Source organism: Azospirillum thermophilum (genome assembly GCF_003130795.1).
GTDB classification, from domain to species: domain Bacteria; phylum Pseudomonadota; class Alphaproteobacteria; order Azospirillales; family Azospirillaceae; genus Azospirillum; species Azospirillum thermophilum.
The window spans coordinates 100,320-123,213 of sequence record NZ_CP029356.1 but is presented as its reverse complement, the minus strand read 5'-3'; the positions used below and the strand labels follow the sequence as shown (position 1 = coordinate 123,213).

Annotated in this window: 21 protein-coding genes; 12 read left to right on the top strand and 9 right to left on the bottom strand. The window is 69.0% G+C overall.

What is annotated here, in order from left to right; all coding sequences use genetic code 11:
- Window positions 1-3: 3 nt before the first annotated feature.
- The 8 genes from DEW08_RS21850 to DEW08_RS21815 all read right to left on the bottom strand — a co-directional run bounded on the left by DEW08_RS21850 (window position 4) and on the right by DEW08_RS21815 (window position 8,457).
- Window positions 4-519 (bottom strand): hypothetical protein, encoded by a 516-nt coding sequence (locus DEW08_RS21850; RefSeq protein WP_109331333.1) that lies wholly within the window; start codon window positions 517-519, stop codon window positions 4-6.
- Window positions 516-1,139 carry a hypothetical protein gene (locus DEW08_RS21845; RefSeq protein ID WP_146214752.1) on the bottom strand — a complete coding sequence of 208 codons (624 nt, stop codon included), beginning with the start codon at window positions 1,137-1,139 and terminating at the stop codon, window positions 516-518. The genes DEW08_RS21850 and DEW08_RS21845 overlap by 4 nt, the downstream gene beginning before the upstream one ends.
- 312 nt (window positions 1,140-1,451) lie before the next feature.
- Window positions 1,452-1,952, bottom strand: a complete 501-nt coding sequence (locus DEW08_RS21840) for an Hsp20/alpha crystallin family protein (RefSeq protein ID WP_245986869.1) — start codon at window positions 1,950-1,952, stop codon at window positions 1,452-1,454.
- 219 nt (window positions 1,953-2,171) lie between these two features.
- Window positions 2,172-3,230 (bottom strand): YcjF family protein, encoded by a 1,059-nt coding sequence (locus DEW08_RS21835; protein WP_109332319.1) that lies wholly within the window; start codon window positions 3,228-3,230, stop codon window positions 2,172-2,174.
- Window positions 3,217-4,629: a YcjX family GTP-binding protein gene (locus DEW08_RS21830; protein WP_109331331.1), complete on the bottom strand. Its 1,413-nt coding sequence runs from the start codon at window positions 4,627-4,629 to the stop codon at window positions 3,217-3,219. Before DEW08_RS21830 ends, DEW08_RS21835 begins: the two co-directional genes overlap by 14 nt.
- 92 nt (window positions 4,630-4,721) lie before the next feature.
- Window positions 4,722-5,252 (bottom strand): hypothetical protein, encoded by a 531-nt coding sequence (locus tag DEW08_RS21825; protein WP_109331330.1) that lies wholly within the window; start codon window positions 5,250-5,252, stop codon window positions 4,722-4,724.
- 395 nt (window positions 5,253-5,647) lie between these two features.
- Complete coding sequence (locus DEW08_RS21820) at window positions 5,648-7,207, bottom strand: DHA2 family efflux MFS transporter permease subunit (protein ID WP_109331329.1); 1,560 nt, start codon at window positions 7,205-7,207, stop codon at window positions 5,648-5,650.
- A 143-nt stretch (window positions 7,208-7,350) separates the two neighbouring features.
- On the bottom strand, window positions 7,351-8,457 hold the full coding sequence (locus DEW08_RS21815) for an HlyD family secretion protein (RefSeq protein WP_109331328.1): 1,107 nt from the start codon (window positions 8,455-8,457) through the stop codon (window positions 7,351-7,353).
- A gap of 217 nt (window positions 8,458-8,674) precedes the next feature.
- On the opposite strand from DEW08_RS21815, the gene DEW08_RS21810 reads away from it, so the two are divergent.
- The gene (locus tag DEW08_RS21810; RefSeq protein ID WP_245986864.1) at window positions 8,675-9,301 is read left to right on the top strand and encodes a TetR/AcrR family transcriptional regulator; all 627 of its coding nucleotides are present in this window, start codon (window positions 8,675-8,677) and stop codon (window positions 9,299-9,301) included.
- Here the strand turns inward: DEW08_RS21810 and DEW08_RS21805 are convergent.
- The gene (locus DEW08_RS21805) at window positions 9,283-10,728 is read right to left on the bottom strand and encodes a helix-turn-helix domain-containing protein (protein WP_109331320.1); all 1,446 of its coding nucleotides are present in this window, start codon (window positions 10,726-10,728) and stop codon (window positions 9,283-9,285) included. The two genes, DEW08_RS21810 and DEW08_RS21805, sit on opposite strands and share 19 nt — an antisense overlap.
- Window positions 10,729-10,992: 264 nt before the next feature.
- Here DEW08_RS21805 and DEW08_RS21800 point away from each other — a divergent pair, with 264 nt between their 5' ends.
- From DEW08_RS21800 to DEW08_RS21750, 11 genes are all read left to right on the top strand, one after another.
- The gene (locus DEW08_RS21800) at window positions 10,993-12,525 is read left to right on the top strand and encodes an acyl-CoA carboxylase subunit beta (RefSeq protein ID WP_109331318.1); all 1,533 of its coding nucleotides are present in this window, start codon (window positions 10,993-10,995) and stop codon (window positions 12,523-12,525) included.
- Between the two features lie 11 nt (window positions 12,526-12,536).
- A complete protein-coding gene (locus tag DEW08_RS21795) occupies window positions 12,537-14,537 on the top strand; it encodes an acetyl-CoA carboxylase biotin carboxylase subunit (RefSeq protein ID WP_109331317.1) in 2,001 nt (666 codons plus the stop codon).
- A gap of 34 nt (window positions 14,538-14,571) precedes the next feature.
- On the top strand, window positions 14,572-15,174 hold the full coding sequence (locus DEW08_RS21790) for a biotin transporter BioY (protein ID WP_245986863.1): 603 nt from the start codon (window positions 14,572-14,574) through the stop codon (window positions 15,172-15,174).
- Between the two features lie 51 nt (window positions 15,175-15,225).
- Window positions 15,226-17,379 (top strand): methylmalonyl-CoA mutase, encoded by a 2,154-nt coding sequence (gene scpA / locus DEW08_RS21785; protein WP_109331316.1) that lies wholly within the window; start codon window positions 15,226-15,228, stop codon window positions 17,377-17,379.
- Between the two features lie 187 nt (window positions 17,380-17,566).
- On the top strand, window positions 17,567-17,803 hold the full coding sequence (locus tag DEW08_RS21780) for a type II toxin-antitoxin system CcdA family antitoxin (protein WP_245986861.1): 237 nt from the start codon (window positions 17,567-17,569) through the stop codon (window positions 17,801-17,803).
- Window positions 17,803-18,123, top strand: coding sequence for a CcdB family protein (locus tag DEW08_RS21775; protein WP_109331311.1), 321 nt, complete (start codon window positions 17,803-17,805; stop codon window positions 18,121-18,123). Before DEW08_RS21780 ends, DEW08_RS21775 begins: the two co-directional genes overlap by 1 nt.
- Window positions 18,120-18,827 carry a DUF2161 domain-containing phosphodiesterase gene (locus DEW08_RS21770; RefSeq protein ID WP_109331305.1) on the top strand — a complete coding sequence of 236 codons (708 nt, stop codon included), beginning with the start codon at window positions 18,120-18,122 and terminating at the stop codon, window positions 18,825-18,827. Before DEW08_RS21775 ends, DEW08_RS21770 begins: the two co-directional genes overlap by 4 nt.
- Before the next feature lie 63 nt (window positions 18,828-18,890).
- Window positions 18,891-19,523 carry a MarC family protein gene (locus tag DEW08_RS21765; protein ID WP_245986859.1) on the top strand — a complete coding sequence of 211 codons (633 nt, stop codon included), beginning with the start codon at window positions 18,891-18,893 and terminating at the stop codon, window positions 19,521-19,523.
- A 167-nt stretch (window positions 19,524-19,690) separates the two neighbouring features.
- Window positions 19,691-21,109 carry a cytochrome ubiquinol oxidase subunit I gene (locus DEW08_RS21760; RefSeq protein WP_109331303.1) on the top strand — a complete coding sequence of 473 codons (1,419 nt, stop codon included), beginning with the start codon at window positions 19,691-19,693 and terminating at the stop codon, window positions 21,107-21,109.
- Window positions 21,110-21,114: 5 nt separating this feature from the next.
- Entirely contained in the window at window positions 21,115-22,122 is a 1,008-nt protein-coding gene (gene cydB / locus DEW08_RS21755) for a cytochrome d ubiquinol oxidase subunit II (RefSeq protein ID WP_109331302.1), read from the top strand.
- A gap of 61 nt (window positions 22,123-22,183) precedes the next feature.
- Window positions 22,184-22,882 carry a hypothetical protein gene (locus DEW08_RS21750; protein ID WP_109331301.1) on the top strand — a complete coding sequence of 233 codons (699 nt, stop codon included), beginning with the start codon at window positions 22,184-22,186 and terminating at the stop codon, window positions 22,880-22,882.
- Window positions 22,883-22,894 lie beyond the last annotated feature (12 nt).

The following is a 22,894-nucleotide window of genomic DNA, read 5'->3' as shown; positions in this document are numbered from 1 at the left end:
CCGTCACCCCGGCTTGGCCGCTGGCGTCTCGGCGGCCAGGTCGAGCGGGACCGCCTTGCCGACCGTGAAGCCGGACATGGCCGGATGGCGGTCCTGGACCCGCTTGCGGGCCTCCTCGGCGGTCTCGCCGGTGACGGCGTAGTGGCGGACGCCGGTCCAGGCGGCGGCCTTCTCCGAGGCCTCCACCGCCACGTGCCACACCGTGCCGCGGCGGCCGGCGATGCGGTCGAAGACATGGTAGGAGATCGCCGCCTCCGGATCGGGCTCCTTGGGCTGGGCCGCGAGCCGGCGCAGGTCCTCCTCCTCCTCGGCGAGCTGCCGGCGCAGCTTGCCGAGCATCTCGTGGGCTTCTTCCCGGCGGACGACGGCCAGCTTGTTGTAGTTCCGGTAGACCTCCAGCCGCTCGTTCAGCGTCCTCAGCCGCTCGCGCTGGTGCCGGTAGCGGCTGCGCAGCCGCCCGCCCACGATGCTGCCGATCAGCAGGAAGACGATGATCGTGATGCTCCAGACGACGATCACTTGCCGGCCCTGCCGATGACGAGCGCTTCGAAGGCGGCGGCCGGGACGGACGGCGGCGCGTCCTCGTTGGCGGCCGCCTCCACCGTCTCCTCGCCCTCGGCCTGGGAGACCACCATGCCGCTGCCGCTGTTGAAGACGGCGGAGGTCAGCATCCTGGCGATGGAAGGATCGGTGGCCCAGACGTGGATCTCGTTCCGGTGATGCCAGATGTCGGGATGGAAGATCATCCGGTCCCGCTGGTGTTGCGACAGGCCGCCGGCCGCCTGGACGGCGAAGCGGAACAGCTTGCGCCCCGGTTCGCAGCCGCCGATCTCGTGGACGAACAGGATCGACTTGGCGGCCTTTCGCCTGGACTTGTAGCGCTTTAGCTTGTGCTTGCCGACCTCCTCGAGGGCCGTGCTGAGGACGCCGATCTGCTGGTTCAGTGCCTCCAGGTCGGTCGAGCGTCCGTCCAGCACGTCGCGCTCCCGGCTCAGGACCTCCACCGCCGCCCTGATCTCGCGGTCCTGCTTGTAGAGAAGGCAGCGGTAGGCGAGAAGCAGGACGGCGACGAATGCGATGCTCCCGTTGGCGGTCAGTGCCAGGACGTCCTGGAGCGGTACCAACCCTTCGCCCGTCATAGCAGCGGCCCTACACAGCTTCGAATTGCAGTTTAAATCATCTGTCAGGATCTCTTCTATGCCACAGAATAGTTTAAGAGCAATTAGCGTTTACCATCAGTTTACCCAACTATATTGACGGTTATTGTTGCTTTTTGCTGCGGGATGACGCAATCCGTGCATTTCCGGGTTGCGCTACTTTCGGTGGTGCGCCGGGATGGCGGGATGCCGACGGAAAAAGGGCCGGGGGCTGTATCCGCCCCCGGCCCGTCTCCCAGCCCCCAAGCCCCTGGTGTCATGTCCCGGTTTCAAAGCCGGGTTCCCTGCCGCCGGTCAGGCGCCGCCGTTTGCGATGGTGATGCGCTTGACCTCGGGTTTCGGTGTCTCGCCTTTCGGCAGAGTGATGGTCAGCACGCCCTTGTCGAACCTGGCCGCGATGTCCTCGACCTTCACGGTTTCGGGCAGGCGGAACGACCGGGCGAAGCTGCCGCAGCTACGCTCCATGACGTGGTAGTTCTTGTCCTTCTCTTCGCTTTCGGCCTTCTTCTCCCCTTTCAGGGTCAGGATGCCGTCGGCGACCGTCAGTTCGACGTCCTTTTCGTCGATGCCGGGAAGGTCGGCGGTAATGGTCAGCGCCGTCCCGGTTTCGGCCACGTCGACCTTGGGCATGGGTTTATCCCAGCCGGGCCAGCCGGTGCGGGCGAGATCGGTACGGAAAACGCTGTCGAACGCCCGGTCGATCCGATCGCGCAGATCGAGGAACGGGTCTCCTGTCCGGAACAGGCCGGGCATGCCCGGACGGTCCGGCTTCGTGGGTGTCATCTGGGTGGACATGATGTCCTCCATGGCTGAAATGCCGTGGCGTCCCAGTGCGCCGCCCGCGACGATCCCCCGATGGGCGGGGATCACCGGATGGGCGGTGTAAGAGGGGCGTCGCGAACGTCGCCGCCTTTACATGCGTCAATATGCGCTTGGCCCGGCCCGCATTAAAGACCGTGGAGGGATTAGGGACACTCTGTCGCACCGCCTTGATATCGGTGCCCGGAGACCCCGTCACAGCACCTGCCTGGGCAGGGACAGCAGCTCCTTGCGGATGCGGTTGAGGCTCGGCCGCTCGTCGGGCGTGAAGGCGATGGGGCGGCAGAGATGCATGGCGGTGATGCCGACCCGCGCGGTCAGCAGGCCGTTGATGACGCCCTGGCCCATGCGGGTGGAGACGGCGGCGACCAGCGAGCCGCCGAGAGCCTCCACCGCCACATGGTGGGCGCTCTCCGCCACGCCGGCGACGGCGATGTTGGCGAGCATCCGGCGCAGCAGCTTCAGGGAGCCGAGATAGCCCGGCCGGGCGCCGTAGAGGGCCGCCACCTCGCGCACCAGCTTCAGGTTCCGCCACAGCACGACGGCGAGGTCGAGCACCGCGGCCGGGCTGAGGGCGGTGGCGACCGCCGTGTCGCGCGCCGCCCGCAGGACGAGCTGGTAGGCCGCCCGGTCGAGCGGGCTCAACAGGCCGCGGTCGATCAGCCGGACGATCTCGCCGTCGTCATGGGCGTCGGTGATGTGGTCGCGCAGCCGGCTCAGCGCCGGGGCCAGCTCCGGCCGGCCGGAATAGAGGCCGACCAGGGAGCCTGCGAAGCGCGCCGCCTCGCCCTGCCGCGGTTCTTCCGACTGGATGTCGGCGGTCAGCGCATCGGCCCGCTCGCGCAGCCCCTCGATCCGGCGCAGGCGGCGCAGCGCCAGCAGCTCGTTGACCAGCAGGGCGACGGCGGCGACCCCGGCGGTCGCCACCAGCAGGGAGACCAGGCCGCCGAGCGCGATGCTGGTGGCGAAGGAGCGCTGCAGCAGGTCGGCGGTATCGAACCCCAGCGCCACCAGCACCAGGGCGGCGACGGCGCCGAACAGCCAGCGTCCGATGCGCCGCTTCGGACCCGGCGCCACGGCCAGCAGGGCGGGCAGCCGCTCGGCGGCGCTGTCGCCCGGCGGCGGTTCCACCTCCTCCTCGACCACCGCCGGCCGCGCGGCCTGTTCCGGATCGAGTTCGAGCGGCGGGACCCAGTCCGGCCGGCGGCGCTTGTCGGGGGCGGATCGACGGGAAACTCGATCATTCCAGGTAATCCCCCAGCAGGAACTGCAGCGCCTGATCGACCCGGATGTGCGGCAGCCCGCGGCCGTCCCGCGCCAGGTCGGCCGGCGGCCGGAAGGGCAGGAAATTGTAGGGACGCTCCTGCCCGTCGGGGAAGGCGTCGGCGTTGTCGGGGATCTCGCCCGGGAACAGGATGGTCGGGCGGTCGCGGCCGACCGGCACGCCGCGGACGCAGCGGAGCTGCCGCCCCTCATGCTCGGTCACCACCGACTCCGTGCATTTCAGCGCGGCGATGGCCATGGTCTCGACCGCGGCGCCTTCATAGCGGATGGCGCCCCGGGCGTCGCCGACCAGCCGGTCGAGCAGGACCCGCAGGCTGGTGTGCTGGTGGGAGGCGATGTGGTCGGCCTTGGTCGCGGCGAACAGCACGCGGTCGATCCTGGTGCCGAACAGCCAGTCGAGCCAGCCGGCGCTGCCGTGGCGGAAGGGCTCCAGGCTCATCTCCAGCGCGCGCTTCATGTCGGCCATGCCGGCCGGTCCGGCGTTCAGCGCCCCCAGCACGTCGATCAGCACGATCTGCCGGTCGAGCCGGGCGAAGTGGTCGGAGAAGAAGCGGCGGACGACGGAGGTCTTGTAGGCCTCGTAGCGCTCCTCCATGAGCTGCCACAGGCTGCCGCGCCCCCGCTGGCTGCCGGGCAGGGGGCAGAAGGTCAGCAGCGGCGCGTCCTTGAGGTCGCCGGGTTCGACGAAGCGGCCCGGCTGGATCAGGCTGAGCAGCGTGTCGGCACGGCGGCAGGCGTGGAGGTAGTCGGTGTAGAGGGCGGCGCCGCGCCGCGCCACCTCCTCCTCCGCCGGGGCGGCGGGGTCGATGGTGGCGAGCCAGCCGCGCCAGGACGAGGAGAGCGCGTCGCGCGGCGGCCGGGCGGCCAGCGTCAGGGTCAGGCCGCTCCACTCGGCGAAGCTCTGGCGCAGCAGGGGCAGGTCGAGCAGCCATTCGCCGGGATAGTCGACGATGTCGAGGTTCAGCGTCGTCACCGGCTGCACCGTCCGCTTCAGCGTCGAGCCCGGCCGGTAGCGCAGCGACAGGCGGAGCTGCCCGATGCCGCGCGTCGGCTCGGGCCAATGGGGATCGGGGCCGGTGAGGGCGGCGAGATGGCCTTCGTAATCGAAGCGCGGCACGTCGGGATCGGGCTGCGGCCGCAGCCGCGCCCCCTGCAGCCGGCCGGAGGACACGACGTCGAGGAAGGGCAGCCGCCCGGCCTTCAGGAGGTTCTCCACGAGCGTGGTCACGAAGACCGTCTTGCCGGCACGCCGCAGCCCGGTCACCCCGAGCCTCACGTCGCTCTCAAGCAGCCCGCCCGCCAGATCGCCAGCCTGTTCCAGGATGCGGGAGCCGGCGTCTCTCAGGTCGTCGAAGATGGGAATGCGCAAGGGTGCTGGCCTTCGGCGCTGGGTCGGTCGAAGCCCCTATATGGGAGCCGGAGCGGCGCCGTCACAGTGGCCGCGGCGTCGCAGCCCGCCGCCTATCCGGCCGCCGGACCGGCGGATGCCCGGAAGTTCAGCAGGCTCGGCGCCTTGTCGATGATCTCCTCCAGGATCAGGGATGCGGTCTCCAGGTCGCGCTCCAGCTCCGGGCCCAGCTTGCCGGCATAGTTCGGCTGCTTCAGCTTCTTGGCGGCGTCGTGGAGGCTGCGCAGTTCGGCCACGAAGATCTCCCGCGCGCCCATCGGGAGGATGGGGTTGGCCGACAGCACGAAGAAGAAGCGCATGCTGGCCCGGACCAGCAGGGCCAGCATGACGGTGTCGAGCTTCTCGAACTGGTCGCGCAGGTCGTCGGAGCGCGAATCGACGAGGTTGTGGAGCCGCTGCTCGATCAGGATGACGAGGGCCTGGAACTCCCCCACCTTGTCGCGGAAGTCGCGGTAGGCGCCGAAGCTGTGCTTGCTCGCCTCGTGCTCGGCGAGCTGGGCGAGCTTGGAGGCCTCGCGGCACTGCCGTTCCAGCGCGCCGAGCAGTTCCTTGACCTCCGCGCGGGTGTACTGACGCTTGCTCATGTCGGTCGGATCGTCACGGAAAAGTGGCCCTTCCTATAGCACGGAGGGGGTAGGGCGGCCAACGGCGGCCACCGCCGGCCGGCCGGAAATGGGCGCATCGTGCAGCATCGCTTTCATGCACAATGCTGCCGGGGGCGACTTTTGTGTTTCCACCCAACGGGTTATCGGGAACCCGCCGTACACTGCCGTTGTGCGGGGGATGCACAATCCGCGCACCGGCGCCGAAAACCGCGGGCCGGACCGGCACGCCGGGTGAAGGGACGTATCCGACGGACGGCACAAGGAGACCGGCGATGAGCGGAAGGTACCGACTCCGCCGGACCGGAGCAACAACAGCCGGCAACGGGACGGCGGGGCGGACCGCCGTCCCGCCCGTCCGGTCGGTGTCCCCCCGGTCAGTGGTCGGCCTTCACCACGGCGCCGGGCCGGCGGAGCAGCGGCATGAAGAGCAGGCCGGAGACGAAGACCAGCGCCATCAGCAGGAAACAGTCGTTGAAGGTGAGGATCATCGCCTCGCGCTGGACCATGCCGGCAAGCGTCTTCATCGCCGCGGCGTTGGCGTCGGCCACCAGCCCGTCGAAGCGGGCGACGAGGCCGTCGAGCATCTGCTGCACCTCCGGCCGGGCGAGGTTCAGGTTGTCGCCCAGCCGGTTGTTGTGCAGGGCCGCGCGGTCGATCAGCACCGTGTTGATGGCGGCGAGGCCGATGGCGCCGCCGAGGTTGCGCATCAGGTTGTAGAGCCCGGAGGCGTTCTTCAGCTTTTCCGGCGGCAGGGTGCCGAGCGCGATGCTGTTGACCGGGATGAAGCACAGCATCAGCGACAGACCGCGCACCGCCTGGGGCAGGAACAGCTCCCAGAAGCCGCTCTCGGCCGTCAGGAAGCTGTTCAGCCACACGCCGGTGCCGAACAGCAGCAGCCCCATGGCGAGCATGACCCGCAGGTCGATCTTCTTCGACAGCGCGCCGGCGATCGGGGCGGACAGGAACTGGAAGGCGCCGGTCACCGCCATGATGGTGCCGATCTGCAGGCTGTTGAAGCCGCGCACCCGCGCCAGGAACAGCGGCTGCAGATAGACCGCGCCATAGAGGCCGATGCCGATGATGAAGCTGTAGAGCGAGCCGATGGCGAAGTTGCGGTCGGCGAAGGCGCGCAGCTCCACGATGGGATTGCGGTAGCTCAGCACCCGCCAGAAGAAGCCGACCGCCCCCAGCGCCGCCACCACGGCCAGGATGAAGACCGCCTCGTCCTCGAACCAGTCGTTGCGCGGCCCTTCCTCGACCACATACTCCAGGCTGCCCAGGAACGCCGCCATCAGGGCGAGGCCGATGAAGTCGAAGCCCTTGCGCAGTTCCGGGTTGGGCTTGTCCACGTCGACCAGCAGCCAGACCAGCGAGGTCACGGCGATGCCCGGCAGCACGTTGGCGAGGAACAGCCAGTGCCAGGACAGGCTCTGCGTCAGGTAGCCGCCGAGCGTCGGGCCGATGGTCGGCGCCATCGTCGCGACGAGGCCGATCATCACCGAAACGCCGGCCCGCTTTTCCGGCGGGAAGATGGCGAAGCTGGTGGCGAAGACGGTGGGGATCATGGCGCCGCCGATGAAGCCCTGCAGCGCGCGCCAGACGATCATCGTGCCGATGCTGCCGGTGAAGGCGCAGGCGACGCTGGTCAGGGTGAAGCCGGCCGCCGCGATGGTGAAGAGGACGCGCGTCGACAGGATGCGGGAGAGGATCCCGGACAGCGGGATCATCACCACCTCGGCGATCAGGTAGGAGGTCTGCACCCAGGAGATCTCGTCGGCGCTGGCCGACAGGCCGGCCTGGATCTCCGACAGGGAGCTGGAGACGATCTGGATGTCCAGGATCGCCATGAACATGCCGACGACCATCGCGAAGAAGCCGACGATGTCGCGCCCGCCGAGGGGGCGGGCGCCCGGTGCGGTGGCAGGACCAGCCATGACCTATCTCCGGGATGGTGGGGTGGGATGGGGGAGGGGCCGGTTCGGCGGGGGGCCTTGGCTCGCGGCGTCCTCCCCCATCCCCGCCCTTCTTCCGGGGCGGGAAGAAGGGTGTCTCTGACCTTCAGCGCCGTGCCGGCGCCTTACTTCTCGGCGACCGCCTGCTTGGCGGGGAGCGCCCCGAAGACGCTGCCGGCGACGTGCGGCTGCCGGTCGGCGCCGCGGGTGTCGACCTCCGCCACCACGGACAGGCCGGGGCGCAGCAGGCCGGTCAGCGGGTTGTCCGACGGAACGGCGATGCGCACCGGCACGCGCTGGACGATCTTGGTGAAGTTGCCGGTCGCATTCTCCGGCGGCAGCAGGCTGAACTTCGAGCCGGAGGCGGGGGCGAAGCTCTCGACCCGGCCTTCCAGGTGGCGGCCGGGGAAGGCATCGACCGACAGGGTGACGGTCTGGCCGGGCCGCATGCGGGAGAGCTGGGTCTCCTTGAAGTTGGCGACGACATAGACGTCGGGCAGCGGCACCAGCGAGAGGAGCTGCACGCCGGGACGGGCATACTGCCCGACCTGGACGCCGCGGTTGCCGACGACGCCGTCGACCGCCGCATGGATGACCGTGTTGGTCAGGTCGTTGCGGGCCGACTGCAGCGTCGCCTGCACCTGCTGGAGCCTCGCCTCCGTCTCCGCGCGGGTGGCCCGCAGAACGTCGGTCTGGTCCTTCTCCGCGGCCAGCGCCGCGCGCGACTTGGCGACCTGGGCCACCGCCTTGCGCAGGTCGGCGTCGGCGGTCTCCAGCTTCTGGCGGCTGGTCCAGCTGTCGCTGGCCAGCGACCGGGTCCGTTCGAAATCCTGCTGGGCGCGGCGCTGCTCGGCCTCCGCACTCGCCAGCGTGGCCGCCGCCTGCTCGATCAGGGCCTTCTGCAACTCCAGCTTGCTGTCCAGCGTGCCGAGGGCCGCCTTCTGGGCGGCGACGGCCGCCTCGGCCTCCGCGACCTTGGCGCGGAAGTCCTGGTCGTCCAGCACCACCAGCACGTCGCCGGTGCGCACCTGCTGGTTCTCCGCCACCCGCACCTCGCGGACATAGGCCGAGACCTTCGGGCTGACGACGGTGATGTCGCCCTGGACATAGGCGTTGTCGGTCGATTCGATGAAGCGCCCTTCCGTCCACCAGTCCCAGCCGGCATAGCCGCCGCCGAGCAGTACGGCCGCGGCAACCCCCGACAGGATGATCTTCCGCACGTTCGATGCCATCTTCGTTGCCCCGTCCCGTCCCGTTCATCCGGTCGTTCCCTCCGGCCTTCTGTCGGCGCCGGATGAGACTGAACCGTTCAGTTTAGTCTTGCGTCAAAATGACCGCGGGCCTACCTGTTGTCAAGACCGAACTGAACGGTTTAGTTTGCACTGAAAGGGTTGTGGTTTTATGCGGAACGCGGTACGGGCGAGGAATGGTGCTCCAGACGAGGCGCGCATGAACACGTTGGTTGCCCCGACGCCCGAAGCAGGCTCCAAGCCCGCCCAGATCCTGGAGGCGGCCGGGGCGCTGTTCCTGGAAAACGGCTATGGCGCCGTCAGCATGGACGCGGTCGCCAAGCGGGCGAACGTGTCCAAGGCGACGCTCTACGCCCATTTCGGCAGCAAGGACGAGCTGTTCCGCGCGATGATGGCGCGCGAATGCGCGACGCTGCTGACCGCCTCCACCTGGGAGGAGGCGCGGTCCCTGCCCATCGCCGACGGGCTGCGGCTGGTCGGCGAGCGCTTCGTGACCTTCGTCACCTCGCCCAAGGCGCTGGCCGGCCACCGCGTGATCTTGGGCGAGGCGCACCGCTTCCCCGAGCTGTCCCGCGCCTTCTTCGAGGCCGGTCCCGCCCACACCATCCGGCTGTTCACCGGGATCATGCAGGAGGCCCAGCGCCGGGACGAGCTGTCCATCACCGACCCGGCGCTGGCGGCGGAGCAGTTCCTCGCCCTGATCAAGGCGAACATGCACATGAAGCTGCTGCTCTGCGTCACCGAACGCCCGACGCAGGAGGAGATCCGCCACTATGTCAACGCGGCGGTCGAGCTGTTCGTGAAGGGCTACGCCCCCGCCGGCTGACTGAACAGGTAGGGCACGAAGCTGCGGTGGTTCTCGTTCACGCTCAGCTCGCTGCCGATCGGCGGGAAGGCGCGCTGCTGGCAGTCCATCCGCTCGCACAGGCGGCAGTTGACGCCGATGGGCACCGCCGCCTCGGTGTTGGTGATGTCGATGCCCGCAGCATAGACCAGCTCCGGCGCATGGCTCGCCTCGCAGCCCAGCCCGACGGCGAACTGCCGTGACGGCTTGAGATAGGCGCCGCCGCGCTTGGTGACGGTGCGGGCGATGCAGATGTAGGTGGTGGTGTCCGGCATCTGGGCGAACTGCACCAGGATCTTGCCGGGCTGGGCGAAGGCCTCGTGCACGTTCCACAGCGGACAGGCGCCGCCGAAGCGCGCGAAATGGAAGCGCGTGGCGGAATGGCGCTTGGTGATGTTGCCGGCCATGTCGACCCGGACGAAATAGAAGGGCACGCCGCGCGCCCCCGGCCGCTGCAGGGTGGAGAGCCGGTGGCAGACCTGCTCGAAGCTGGCGGAGAAGCGGCTCTGCAACTGTTCCACGTCGTGGCGCAGGGCGCGGGCCTGGGCGGCGAAGGCGCGGTAGGGCATGACCAGCGCGCCGGCGAAGTAGTTGGCCAGCCCGACCCGGCAGATCGACCGCGCGTCCTCGCTGGAGAATTTGGCCCGCTCCACCAGATCCTCGATCACATCGCTGAAGCCGAGCAGGGCGATCTGGTGCGCCATGTGGAAGGCGCGGCTGGAACTGCTGAGCAGGGCGGACAGTCGCAGCGTGCCGGTGCTGGCGTCGTAGCTGCGCATGGCGGTGTCGCCCGCCTCGTCCGCAACGATCTTCACGCGGACGTCGTGGCGGCGCTTCAGGTAGGCGGCCAGCTCGTTCAGCAGGGAGCCGGCGTGCATCCGCTCGGTCTCCCACAGCCGCTCCGCCGCCTCGTCCAGCGGGCCGATGTAGTTGTTGCAGTAGTGGAAATAGTCCCGCACCTCTTCATAGGGGAACTGCGGTCCGGCGAAGTCCCCGCCCTCCTGCTCCTGGCTGGAGAGGCTGTCGGCCAGCGACTGCACCCGCTCGTGGAGCTTCTGGTAGGCCTGGTGCAGGCTCAGCACGCGGCGGGCGAGTTCCGGGCTGGAGCCGACGGCGGCGCGCAGCTCCGCCGTGGTCAGCGGCGCGCCGGTGAACAGCGGGTCGGCCAGCGCCTCGCGCAGGTCGGAGACGAGGCGGCTGTCCTCGTCCTCCACGAAATTCGCGAGGTCGACCTCGAACACGCCGGAGATCTTCAGCAGGACCGGCAGGGTCAGCGGGCGCTGGTTGTTCTCGAGCTGGTTCAGGTAGCTGGGCGACAGGTCCAGCGTCTTGGCCAGCGTGGCCTGCGTCATGCCGCGCTGCTCGCGCAGGCGGCGGAGTTTGTAGCCGAGGAACAGTTTCTTCTGCATGACCGCCGCCTTCCGTCCCCGGTATCATGCCCCGCGCGGGGGAAGTGCCGGAACCGCGTTCTTCGCAACCTTGGCAACGCGTATAGCGCGTTTGCAAAGCTGTTCGCAAGTTCGCACGTTTTTGCGAAGCGACTGTTGGACCGCCTGCGAATTTGTGAATAATCCGCGACGTTCCGGCGAATGGACAGCGTCGCCACCTTCGCACACGATCGCCGGAATGGGCCGTCCGGGCTTAACGACGCACGATAAAAGTGGGAACGCCTGATGCAAGAAATTCTGGCCAAGTTGGAGTCCATGCGTGCCGCGGCGCGACTGGGCGGCGGTGAAAAGCGCATCGCCTCCCAGCACAGCAAGGGCAAGCTGACCGCCCGCGAACGCATCGAACTGTTCCTCGACGAGGGGTCGTTCGAGGAGTTCGACATGTTCGTGCAGCACCGCTGCACCGACTTCGGCATGGAAGACCAGAAGGTGCCGGGCGATGGCGTCGTCACCGGCCACGGCACGGTGAACGGCCGCCTGGTCTTCGTGTTCAGCCAGGATTTCACCGTCTTCGGCGGCTCGCTGTCGGAAGCGCACGCCGAGAAGATCTGCAAGATCATGGACCAGGCCATGAAGGTCGGGGCGCCGGTGATCGGCCTGAACGACAGCGGCGGCGCCCGCATCCAGGAGGGCGTCGCCTCGCTCGGCGGCTATGCCGAGGTGTTCCAGCGCAACGTCAACGCATCGGGCGTCATCCCGCAGATCTCGCTGATCATGGGGCCGTGCGCCGGCGGTGCCGTGTATTCGCCGGCCATGACGGACTTCATCTTCATGGTGAAGGACAGCTCCTACATGTTCGTCACCGGCCCGGACGTGGTGAAGACCGTGACGCACGAGGTGGTGACGGCCGAGGAACTGGGCGGCGCCATCACCCATTCCAGCAAGTCCGGCGTCGCCGACATGGCGTTCGAGAACGACGTCGAGGCGCTGCTGCAGCTCCGCCGCTTCATCGATTTCCTGCCCGCGTCGAACCGGGAGAAGCCGCCGGTGCGTCCCTGCGCCGACGCTCTCGACCGCGACGACTTCTCGCTCGACACGCTGGTGCCGGAGAACCCCAACAAGCCCTACGACATGAAGGAGCTGATCCTGAAGGTCGTGGACGAGGGCGACTTCTTCGAGCTGCAGCCCGACTTCGCCCGGAACATCATCATCGGCTTCGGCCGGGTGAACGGCTCGACCGTCGGCATCGTGGCGAACCAGCCGATGGTTCTGGCCGGCTGCCTGGACATCGACAGCTCGAAGAAGGCCGCGCGCTTCGTGCGCTTCTGCGACGCCTTCGAGATCCCGATCGTCACCTTCGTGGACGTCCCCGGCTTCATGCCCGGCACGGCGCAGGAGTATGGCGGCATCATCAAGCACGGCGCCAAGCTGCTGTTCGCCTATGCCGAGGCGACCGTGCCGAAGGTGACCGTCATCACCCGCAAGGCCTACGGCGGCGCCTATGACGTGATGGCCTCCAAGCATCTGCGCGGCGACATCAACTATGCCTGGCCGTCGTCCGAGATCGCGGTGATGGGGCCGAAGGGCGCGGTGGAGATCATCTTCCGCTCCGACATCGGCGACGCGGCGAAGATCGAGGCGCGCACCGAGGAGTACCGGCAGAAGTTCGCCAACCCCTTCGTGGCGGCGTCCCGCGGCTACATCGACGACGTCATCATGCCGCACGGCACCCGCCGGCGCCTGGTGAAGGCGCTGTCCATGCTGAAGAACAAGCAGCTCCAGAACCCCTGGCGCAAGCACGACAACATCCCGCTGTGAGGGCCGGCAGCATGTTTTCCAAGATCCTGATCGCCAATCGCGGCGAGATCGCCTGCCGCGTCATCCGCACGGCTCGCCGCATGGGCATCAAGACGGTGGCGGTCTATTCCGACGCCGACAAGAACGCCCTGCATGTCGAGATGGCCGACGAGGCCGTCCATATCGGCGCCGCCCCGTCGGCGCAGAGCTACCTGCAGATCGACCGCATCGTCGAGGCCTGCAGGAAGACCGGCGCCCAGGCCGTCCATCCCGGCTACGGCTTCCTGTCGGAGAAGCGGGAGTTCCAGGAGGCGCTGGCCAAGGCCGGCATCGCCTTCATCGGCCCCGACGCCCACGCCATCCAGGCGATGGGCGACAAGATCGAGTCGAAGAAGCTGGCCAAGGCGGCCGGCGTCAGCACGGTGCCGGGCTATCTCGGCGTGATCGCCGACGACAGCGAGGCGGTCTCCATCGCCCGCGACATCGGCTATCCGGTGATGATCAAGGCCTCGGCCGGCGGCGGCGGCAAGGGCATGCGCGTGGCCTGGAACGACGAGGAGGCGCGCGAGGGCTTCCGCTCGGCCCAGAACGAGGCGCGCTCCAGCTTCGCCGACGACCGCGTCTTCGTCGAGAAGTACATCCAGCAGCCGCGCCACATCGAGATCCAGGTGCTGGCCGACGGGCAGGGCACGACCCTCTACCTCGGCGAGCGCGAATGCTCGATCCAGCGCCGCCACCAGAAGGTCATCGAGGAGGCGCCGTCGCCCTTCCTCGACGAGGCGACCCGCAAGGCCATGGGCGAGCAGGCGGTGGCCCTGGCCAACGCCGTGCAGTACAAGTCGGCCGGCACCGTCGAGTTCATCGTCGACGCCGAGCGCAACTTCTACTTCCTGGAGATGAACACCCGCCTGCAGGTGGAGCATCCGGTCACCGAGCTGATCACCGGCCTCGACCTCGTGGAGCTGATGATCCGCGTCGCGGCGGGCGAGAAGCTGACCATCCGGCAGGAGGACATCCGCCTGCATGGCTGGGCCATCGAGTCCCGCGTCTATGCCGAGGATCCCTTCCGCAACTTCCTGCCCTCGACCGGCCGCCTGACCCACTACCGGCCGCCGGCCGACGACCCCCATGTGCGCGTCGACACCGGCGTGTACGAGGGCGGCGAGATCTCGATGTTCTACGATCCGATGATCGCCAAGCTGTGCAGCTGGGGGGCGACGCGCGACGCCGCCATCGCCCGGATGCGCGAGGCGCTGGACCAGTATTACATCCGCGGCGTCAGCCACAACATCCCGTTCCTCGCCTCGCTGATGGCGAACCAGCGCTTCGTCGACGGGCGGCTGACCACCAACTTCATCGCCGAGGAGTATCCCAACGGCTTCCACGCCTCCGACCTGCCGCCGGAGGATCCGGCGGTCCTGGTCGCCGTGGCCGCCGTCATCCACCGCTGCCTGAACGACCGCGACATCCAGATCTCCGGCAAGATGCCGGGCACCAGGGCGAAGGTGCGCGACGACTGGGTGGTGGTGGTCGACGGCACGCAGCACCCGGTGCACCTGTCGCCGGCGCCGGACAGCCCGCAGCGCGTCGGCTACACGGTCGACATCGCCGGCCGCCACCACACGGTGTGGAGCGACTGGCAGCTCGGCGAGCCGCTGTTCCGCGGCACGGTCAACGGCCAGCATGTCTGCGTCCAGGTCGACCGGGTCGGCATCGGCTACCGCCTGCACCACTCCGGCTCGCAGGCGCTGGTCAAGGTGCTGACGCCGAAGGCCGCCAGATACGACGCGCTGATGCCGGTGAAGGCGCCGCCGGACATGTCCAAGTTCCTGCTGTCGCCGATGCCGGGCCTGCTGGTCTCGCTCGCCGTGACCGAGGGGCAGGAGGTCAAGGCCGGCGAGGTGCTGGCCGTGGTCGAGGCGATGAAGATGGAGAACATCCTCCGCGCCGCGCAGGATGGCACCGTCTCCAAGATCCACGCCGCCCCGGGCACCAGCCTGGCGGTGGACCAGAAGATCGTGGAGTTCGCATAAGGGCGGACGGAAACCGCCCGGGGAGGAAACGCCCGTGTTCCGGTTCATGACCCTCCGCCCGGCCGAAGCAGCGGCGGCACCGCTGCTGTGGCGCGTCGCCCCCCGCGGCGGGATCGCCGCGGCGGCGGCGGCGGCCCTGCTGGGCACCCTGCTGCTGGCCGCCTCGGCCAAGGTGCAGGTGGCCTTCTGGCCGGTGCCGATGACCATGCAGAGCATGGTGGTCATGCTGCTGGGCATGGCGTACGGCTGCCGGCTCGCCATGGCGACCGTCGCCCTCTATCTGCTGGCGGCCGGGCTCGGCCTGCCGGTGCTGGCCGGCGGCAGCGCCGGCCTCGCCGCGCTGACCGGTCCGACCGCCGGCTTCCTGGCCGGCTTCGTCCTGACCGCCGGCCTGACCGGCTGGCTGGCCGAACGCGGCTGGGATCGCAGCATGCCCGCCGCGCTGGCGGCGCTGGGCATCGGCCATGCCGTGCTGTTCGTGCCGGGGGTCGCATGGCTCGGCCTGCTGTTCGGCCTGGAGAAGGCGCTGGCCGTCGGCTTCTACCCGTTCGTGGCGGCGGCCCTGCTGAAGACCGCGCTGGGCGCCGTCCTGCTGCGGGCGGCCACCGTGGCGGTGTGCCGCCGTGCATCCCGTTGATTTTCAGTCTATTATCGATTGCTGCTTGCCTGACTCTCCTAGGAGGCGTTGATGACCGAGTTCCCGAAGAAGACCCTTGCCGATTGGGACAAGCTGGCCGCCAAGGATCTCGGCGCCGAGGGTGACCTGTCCAAGCTGACCTGGAAGACCCCGGAAGGCCTCGACGTCAAGGCGCTCTACACCGCCGCGGACCTGGAGGGGATCGAGCTCGACACCCTGCCGGGCTTCCCGCCCTTCACCCGCGGCCCGCGCGCCACGATGTATGCGGTGAAGCCCTGGACGGTGCGCCAGTATGCCGGCTTCTCCACCGCCGAGGCGTCCAACGCCTTCTACAAGGCGAACCTGAAGGCCGGCCAGATGGGCCTGTCGGTCGCCTTCGACCTCGCCACCCACCGCGGCTACGACTCGGATCATCCGCGCGTCGTCGGCGACGTCGGCAAGGCCGGCGTGGCGATCGACTCGGTCGAGGACATGAAGATCCTGTTCGACGGCATCCCGCTCGACAAGATGTCGGTGTCGATGACGATGAACGGGGCGGTGCTGCCGATCCTCGCCGGCTACATCGTCGCGGCCGAGGAGCAGGGCGTCAGCCAGGACAAGCTGAGCGGGACCATCCAGAACGACATCCTCAAGGAGTTCATGGTCCGCAACACCTACATCTATCCGCCCGAGCCTTCGATGCGGATCATCGCGGACATCATCGAGTACACGGCGAACCATATGCCGAAGTTCAACTCGATCTCGATCTCCGGCTACCACATGCAGGAGGCCGGCGCCACGGCGGTGCAGGAGCTGGCCTTCACCATCGCCGACGGCCTGGAATATGTCCGCGCCGCCCTGTCGAAGGGGCTGCCGGTCGACAAGTTCGCGCCGCGCCTGTCCTTCTTCTTCGCCATCGGCATGAACTTCTTCATGGAGGTCGCCAAGCTGCGCGCCGCAAGGCTGCTGTGGTCGACCCTGATGCAGGAGAAGTTCCAGCCGAAGGACGCCCGTTCGCTCGCCCTGCGCACGCACTGCCAGACCTCGGGCGTCAGCCTGACCGAGCAGGACCCCTACAACAACGTGGTGCGCACCGCGGTCGAGGCGATGGCCGCCGTGCTGGGCGGCACCCAGTCGCTGCACACCAACGCCTTCGACGAGGCGCTGGGCCTGCCGACCCCCTTCTCCGCCCGCATCGCGCGCAACACGCAGCTCATCATCGCGGAGGAGACCGGCATCACCAAGGTGGTCGATCCGCTGGCCGGCTCCTACTATGTCGAGAACCTGACCCACAGCCTCGCCAGCGCCGCGCTGGACCTCATCAAGAAGGTCGAGGAGCTGGGCGGCATGACCAAGGCGGTCGAGAGCGGCATGCCCAAGCTGCTGATCGAGGAGGCCGCCGCCCGCCGCCAGGCCCGCATCGACCGCGGCGAGGAGGTGATCGTCGGCGTCAACAAGTACCGTCCGGAGAACCCGGAGCGGGTGGACGTGCTGGACATCGACAACACCGCCGTCCGCGAGGCGCAGATCGCCCGCCTGCAGCAGGTCCGCGCCACCCGCGACGAGGCCAGGTGCCGCGCCGCGCTGGAGGCCCTGACCAAGGCGGCATCGGAGAAGACCGGCAACCTGCTGGCCCTGTCGGTCGAGGCGACCCGCGCCCGCGCCACCGTCGGCGAGATTTCCGACGCGCTGGAGAAGGCCTTCACCCGCCACGTCGCCGTCATCCGCTCCGTCTCGGGCGTCTATGGCGCCGCCTACGAGGGGGACGAGGGCTTCAAGCGCATCCAGGAGGAGGTGGCCTCCTTCGCCGCCGAGGAAGGCCGCCGGCCGCGCATCCTGGTCGTGAAGATGGGCCAGGACGGCCATGACCGCGGCGCCAAGGTGATCGCCACCAGCTTCGCCGACATCGGCTTCGACGTGGACATCGGGCCGCTGTTCCAGACCCCGGAGGAGGCCGCCCGCCAGGCGGTGGAGAACGACGTCCACGTCATCGGCGTGTCGTCGCAGGCCGCCGGCCACAAGACCCTGGTGCCGCAGCTGATCGAGGAACTGCGCAAGCAGGGCGCCGGCGACATCCTGGTGGTGTGCGGCGGCGTCATCCCGCCGCAGGACTACGACTTCCTGTACAAGGCCGGTGCCGCCGCCATCTACGGGCCGGGCACCAACATCCCGAAGGCCGCGTCGGAGATCCTGGCGATCCTGCGCAAGCAGAAGGTCGCGGCGTAGGACGGACGGAACCGGGGGGCACGCGTCCCCCCGGATGTCCGGGACGCAAGGCCGCGGATCCGGACGCCACCAAAATCCCCTGGACCAAAATCCCCTGGACCAAAATCCCCTGGAATGGTTCCCCTGGAATGGCGGGCCGCCATGCGCATATGATGTGCGCATGAATCGCGGGTCCGGAGGGTGGTGCATGGCGCGGGGTGCCGTTCAGCGAAAACCGACCAACGTGTCCGCCCGGCCGGAGCTGATCGCCGAAGCCAAGGAGCTCGGCATCAACCTGTCGCAGGTCTTCGAAGCCGCGGTCGAGCGGTCGGTCAGGGAGGCGCGCAAGCAGCGCTGGGTGGAGGAGAATCGCGAGGCCTTCAGGGCCTATGACGAGTTCGTGGAGCGGCACGGGGTCTTCAGCAGCGGGAAGCGTCTGTTCTGATGCGCCACCTCGATGTCTGCATCAATCCGGATGCGGCCGGCAGTCCGGACCACCCCGTGCCCTATCTGTTGGTCGTCCAGGGCGACCATGTGGAGGTCGCGACCTCGCGCGTCGTGATTCCCCTGGCCCGTCTGCATCCCGGCAGTCCCGTCGCGCGGGAGCTGACCCCGGTGGTCGAGGTCGCCGGTGAACGGCTCGTCGTCATGTCCCCGTTGATCGCCGGCATTCCCGTCCGGGACATCGGACCGGCCGTCGCCAGCCTGACGGAGCGGCATTCCGAGATCCGCCGCGCCATCGACGTTCTGACGGGCGACTTTTGACCATCGCCGCCGAAACGGACCTCTATGCCCCGGTGAAGGCCTTCCTGGAGGGGCAGGGCTATGAGGTGAAGGCCGAGATCCACGGCTGCGACCTCGTGGCCGTGCGCGCGGGCGAGCCGCTGGTGGTGGTGGAGCTGAAGAAGCGCTTCACGCTGGAGTTGCTGCTGCAGGGGGTGGACCGGCTGGCGGTGACCGACGCGGTCTATCTCGCCGTGCCGCAGCCGGGGCGCAAGGCGAGCGGCCCCTCGCCCTATGACAGCGACGTGCGCAAGCTGTGCCGGCGGCTCGGCCTCGGGCTGCTGGTGGTCGATCCGGCGCGGGCCGAGGCGCGGCGGGTCGAGGTCCTGCTCGACCCGGTCCCCTACACGCCGCGCAAGGACAGGAAGCGCACCACCCGGCTGCTCGGCGAGCATGCCCGCCGGGCGGGCGACCCGAACCGCGGAGGCTCCACCCGCGTGCCCATCGTCACCGCCTACCGCCAGGACGCCCTGCGCATCGCCCGGCTGCTGCGCGGCGGGCCGCTGGCCATCGCGGCATTGCGGAAGGCCGGGGCGCCGGCCGACGTGGCGGCCATCCTGCAACGCAACGTCTATGGCTGGTTCGAGCGGGTGGGGCGCGGCACCTACGGGCTGAGCGAGGCGGGGCTGCGGGGGATCGACAGTTTCGCCCATGCCCTCGCCGAGGAGGAGCCGGCGGAAGCGTGACGGCGGGCGGGACGCGCATTATGATCCGGCACCCCACACCAACGACCGCCGGACCGCCTGCCCGTGAGCGACTTCATCAGCTACCTGATCGTCTTCTTCGTCGTGGTCGATCCGCCGGGCCTCGTGCCGGTCTATATCGCCCTGACGCAGGGGTTCGATGCGCGGCGCAAGCGGATCATCGCGCTGCGCGGCACCGCGATCGCCTTCGCGGTGCTGGTCTTCTTCGCCTATTTCGGGGACGTGGTGCTGCGCTCGCTGTCGGTCGGCATGCCGGCCTTCCGCATCGCCGGCGGCGCGCTGCTGTTCTGGATCGCCTTCGAGATGCTGTTCGCCAAGCGGGCCGAGCGCAAGGAGCGCGACGCCGGGGCCGCCCTGACCGACGAGGATGCGCACGACCTCGCCGTCTTCCCGGTGGCGGTGCCGCTGATCGCCGGCCCCGGCGCCATCACCTCCATCCTGCTGCTGATGGACCGGGCGGGCGACACGGTCATCGGGCAGGCGAGCGTCCTGGGCGCCGCGGCGGTGGTGATCGGCAGCGTGACGCTGATGCTGCTGGGCGCCGACGTGGTGCGGCGGATGCTGGGGCGGACGGTCATCCACACGGTCAGCCGCGTGCTGGGCATCGTGCTGGCGGCGCTGGCGGCGGAGACGATGATCTCCGGCATCACGGCGATCTACCCGCCCGCCCATCCCTGACGGCGAACATCTTCGTACACGAACGATTTATTAGCGTGCGCTAAAGCACAGGTCGCGGAACCGCCCCCGGAGTCGCGGCGTTTGGCAGGCACTCTCCCGCGCAGCGACTGCGTCCGGGAGCGCCTGTCTTCGCGTCGAAACCTCGCGCCAAAAAGGGGACCGTGGCGATGGACCTCGATCCGCTGATGCTGTCGCGCATCCAGTTCGCCTTCACCATTTCCTTCCACATCCTCTTTCCATCCTTCACGGTCGGGCTCGCCTGCTGGATCGCGCTTCTGGAAGGAATGTGGCTGGCGACCGGCAAATGGCTCTACCGCAGCCTGTCGGAGTTCTGGACGAAGATCTTCGCCCTGTCCTTCGGGCTGGGGGTGGTGTCGGGCATCGTGATGTCCTACCAGTTCGGCACCAACTGGAGCCGCTGGTCCGACACGGTCGGCAACGTGCTGGGGCCGCTGATCCAGTACGAGGTGGTGACCGCCTTCTTCCTGGAGGCCGCCTTCCTCGGCATCATGCTGTTCGGCCGCGACCGCGTGCCGCGCGGCATCCACGTCATGGCGGCCTGCCTGGTGGCGCTGGGCACCGTGCTGTCCTCCTTCTGGATCCTGTCGGCCAACAGCTGGATGCAGACGCCGGCGGGGTTCGAGATGCGGGAGGGGCGCGCCTTCGTCACCGACTGGTGGCAGGTCGTCTTCAACCCGTCCTTTCCCTACCGCCTCGCCCACATGCTGACGGCGATGTTCCTCACCACCTCCTTCGTGGTGGCGGGGATCAGCGCCTGGTACCTGCTGCGGCGGCGCCATTACGACCATGCGCGGGTCGGGCTGAGCATGGCGCTGGGCATGATCACCGTGCTGGCGCCGCTGCAGATCTTCCTCGGCGACCTGCACGGACTGAACACGCTGGAGCATCAGCCGGCGAAGATCGCCGCCATGGAAGGGAGCTGGGAGGGCGGCCCGCGGGCGCCGCTGGTCCTCTTCGCCATCCCGGACGAGGAGGCGGAGACGAACCATTGGGAAATCGGGCTGCCCGGCCTGTCCAGCCTGATCCTGACCCACGACATCGACGGCGCCGTGCCGGGGCTGAAGCAGTTCCCGAAGGACGACCGGCCGTCGCCCGTCATCATCTTCTGGACCTTCCGCCTGATGGTCGGCATCGGGCTGCTGATGCTGGCGGTGGCGGTGGTGCATCTGGTGCTGCGCTTCAGCGGCCGGCTCTACCGGCCGGGCTGGTTCCACTGGGGTCTGGTCGGCTGCATGCCGATCGGCTTCGTCGCCATCCTGGCCGGCTGGTTCACCACGGAGATCGGCCGGCAGCCGTGGGTCGTCTACGGCCTCATGCGCACGGCCGACGGGGTGACGCCGAGCCTGACCGGAGTGGCGGCGCTGGTCTCGCTGCTGACCTTCGTCATCGTCTACGCGATCATCTACAGCGCCGGGACCTTCTATCTGGTGCGGCTGCTGCGGATCGGGCCGCAGGACGAGCCGCGGGAGCAGACCCATCAGGCCCGGCAGGAGGCGCTGCGGCCCAAGCGGCCGCTGTCGCTGCCCAATGAATCGCTCGAATCCCCCTCCAGCCCGGCGGAGTGACGGACATGATCGAAAGCTGGCTGACCTTCGCCTGGGTCGGGATCGTCGGATTCGCCGTCTTCATGTATGTGCTGATGGACGGCTTCGACCTCGGCATCGGGATCCTCTATCCGCTCGCCCCGACGGAGGAGGACCGCGACACCATGATGAACTCGGTGGCGCCGATCTGGGACTTCAACGAGACGTGGCTGATCCTCGGCGGGGCGGGGCTGTTCGCCGCCTTCCCCATCGCCTATGCGGTGGTGCTGCCGGCCATGTACCTGCCGCTGCTGGTGATGCTGATCGCCCTGATCTTCCGCGGGGTGGCGTTCGAGTTCCGCTTCAAGGCGCGGACCCGGCAATATTGGTGGAACCGCTCCTTCTTCCTCGGCTCGCTGCTCGCCACCTTCGCGCAGGGGGTGATGCTCGGCAGCTTCATCCAGGGCATCCCGGTGGAGGGGCGGAACTATGCCGGCGGCATGCTGCACTGGCTGACGCCCTTCAGCCTGTTCTGCGGCCTGTCGCTGGTCGGCGGCTATGCGCTGCTCGGCGCCACCTGGCTGATCTGGCGGACCAGCGGCCGGCTGCAGGACTGGTGCTACCGCATGGCGGAGCGGCTGCTGGTCATCGTGCTGATCTCCGTGGCGGCGGTCAGCCTGTGGACCCCGCTGATCGAGCCGGCGATCGCCCAGCGCTGGTTCTCCATGCCGAACCTCCTCTTCCTGTCGCCGGTGCCGATCGTCACGGCCCTGCTGGCCTTCGCCCTGTGGCGGTCGCTGGAGAACGGGCGCGAGGCGATGCCCTTCGTGCTGTCGATGGCGCTGTTCGGCCTGTCCTACCTGGGGCTGGCGATCAGCCTGTGGCCGAACCTGATCCCGCCGTCGGTGACGGTCTGGCAGGCTGCCGCCCCGCCGGAGACGCAGGTCTTCCTGCTGGTCGGCATGGCCTTCCTGATCCCGGCGATCCTCGGCTACACCGCCTATTCCTACTGGGTGTTCCGGGGCAAGGTGACCGGCGCCTTCGGTTATCATTGAGCCGGCCGGGCGCGGCGTCCTAAACATGCACTCCGACAGGCCGGAAGCGGGAGGGCGCATCATGGACACCGAAATCAGCTTTGCCGAAGCCATGCTGCGCCGGGGGGCCGCTTTGCTGGAGGCCGACGCCGCGGCGGAGGCCGCGCAGCGGGCGGACGAGGCGGCGATGGCCGGGACGGGGGAGCCGCTGGAGCGGCTGGCCCGGCTGCTGGCCCATGCGGCGGCGGCGGAGGCGCCCCTGCTGGTCTTCAGCGAGGGCGGCAGCCGGCCGGACCTGTTCGACGAGGCGGCCCGGCAGTCCGCAGCGCCGCTGACCGGGCGGGTCGGGCTGCTGGCCCGCGCCCGGCAGGCCGAGCGGGCGGTGATGTTCGAGTTCGACGGCACCGGCCCGCTGACCGGCAACCGCATCGTCGCCGCCATCCTGCGGCCGGAGGAGCGGCCGGACCTGCTCGACGCCTACATCGCGGTGGGGCGCCTGCGCGGCACGGCGGCGGAACTGACGGTGGTGCCGGCCGCCCTGCGGTTCGACGCCGCGGCCCTGGCGCGGACGCTCGCCATGATCGGTGCGGCGGCGGAGCGCAGCGTCAACGCCGCCGGAGCGGCGCTCGGCCATGCCGCCAGCATGGTCGCCATGCCCGGCCACGAGCAGGGGACGGCGCCGGCCGCGCTGCTCGACCTGTTCTGGCACGGGCTGACGCTCTCCTCGGTCCGCGCCCGCCGGGACGGCCTGGAGGGGATGCCGGTCCAGGGAAGCGCCTGAGCGGAGCCCGGA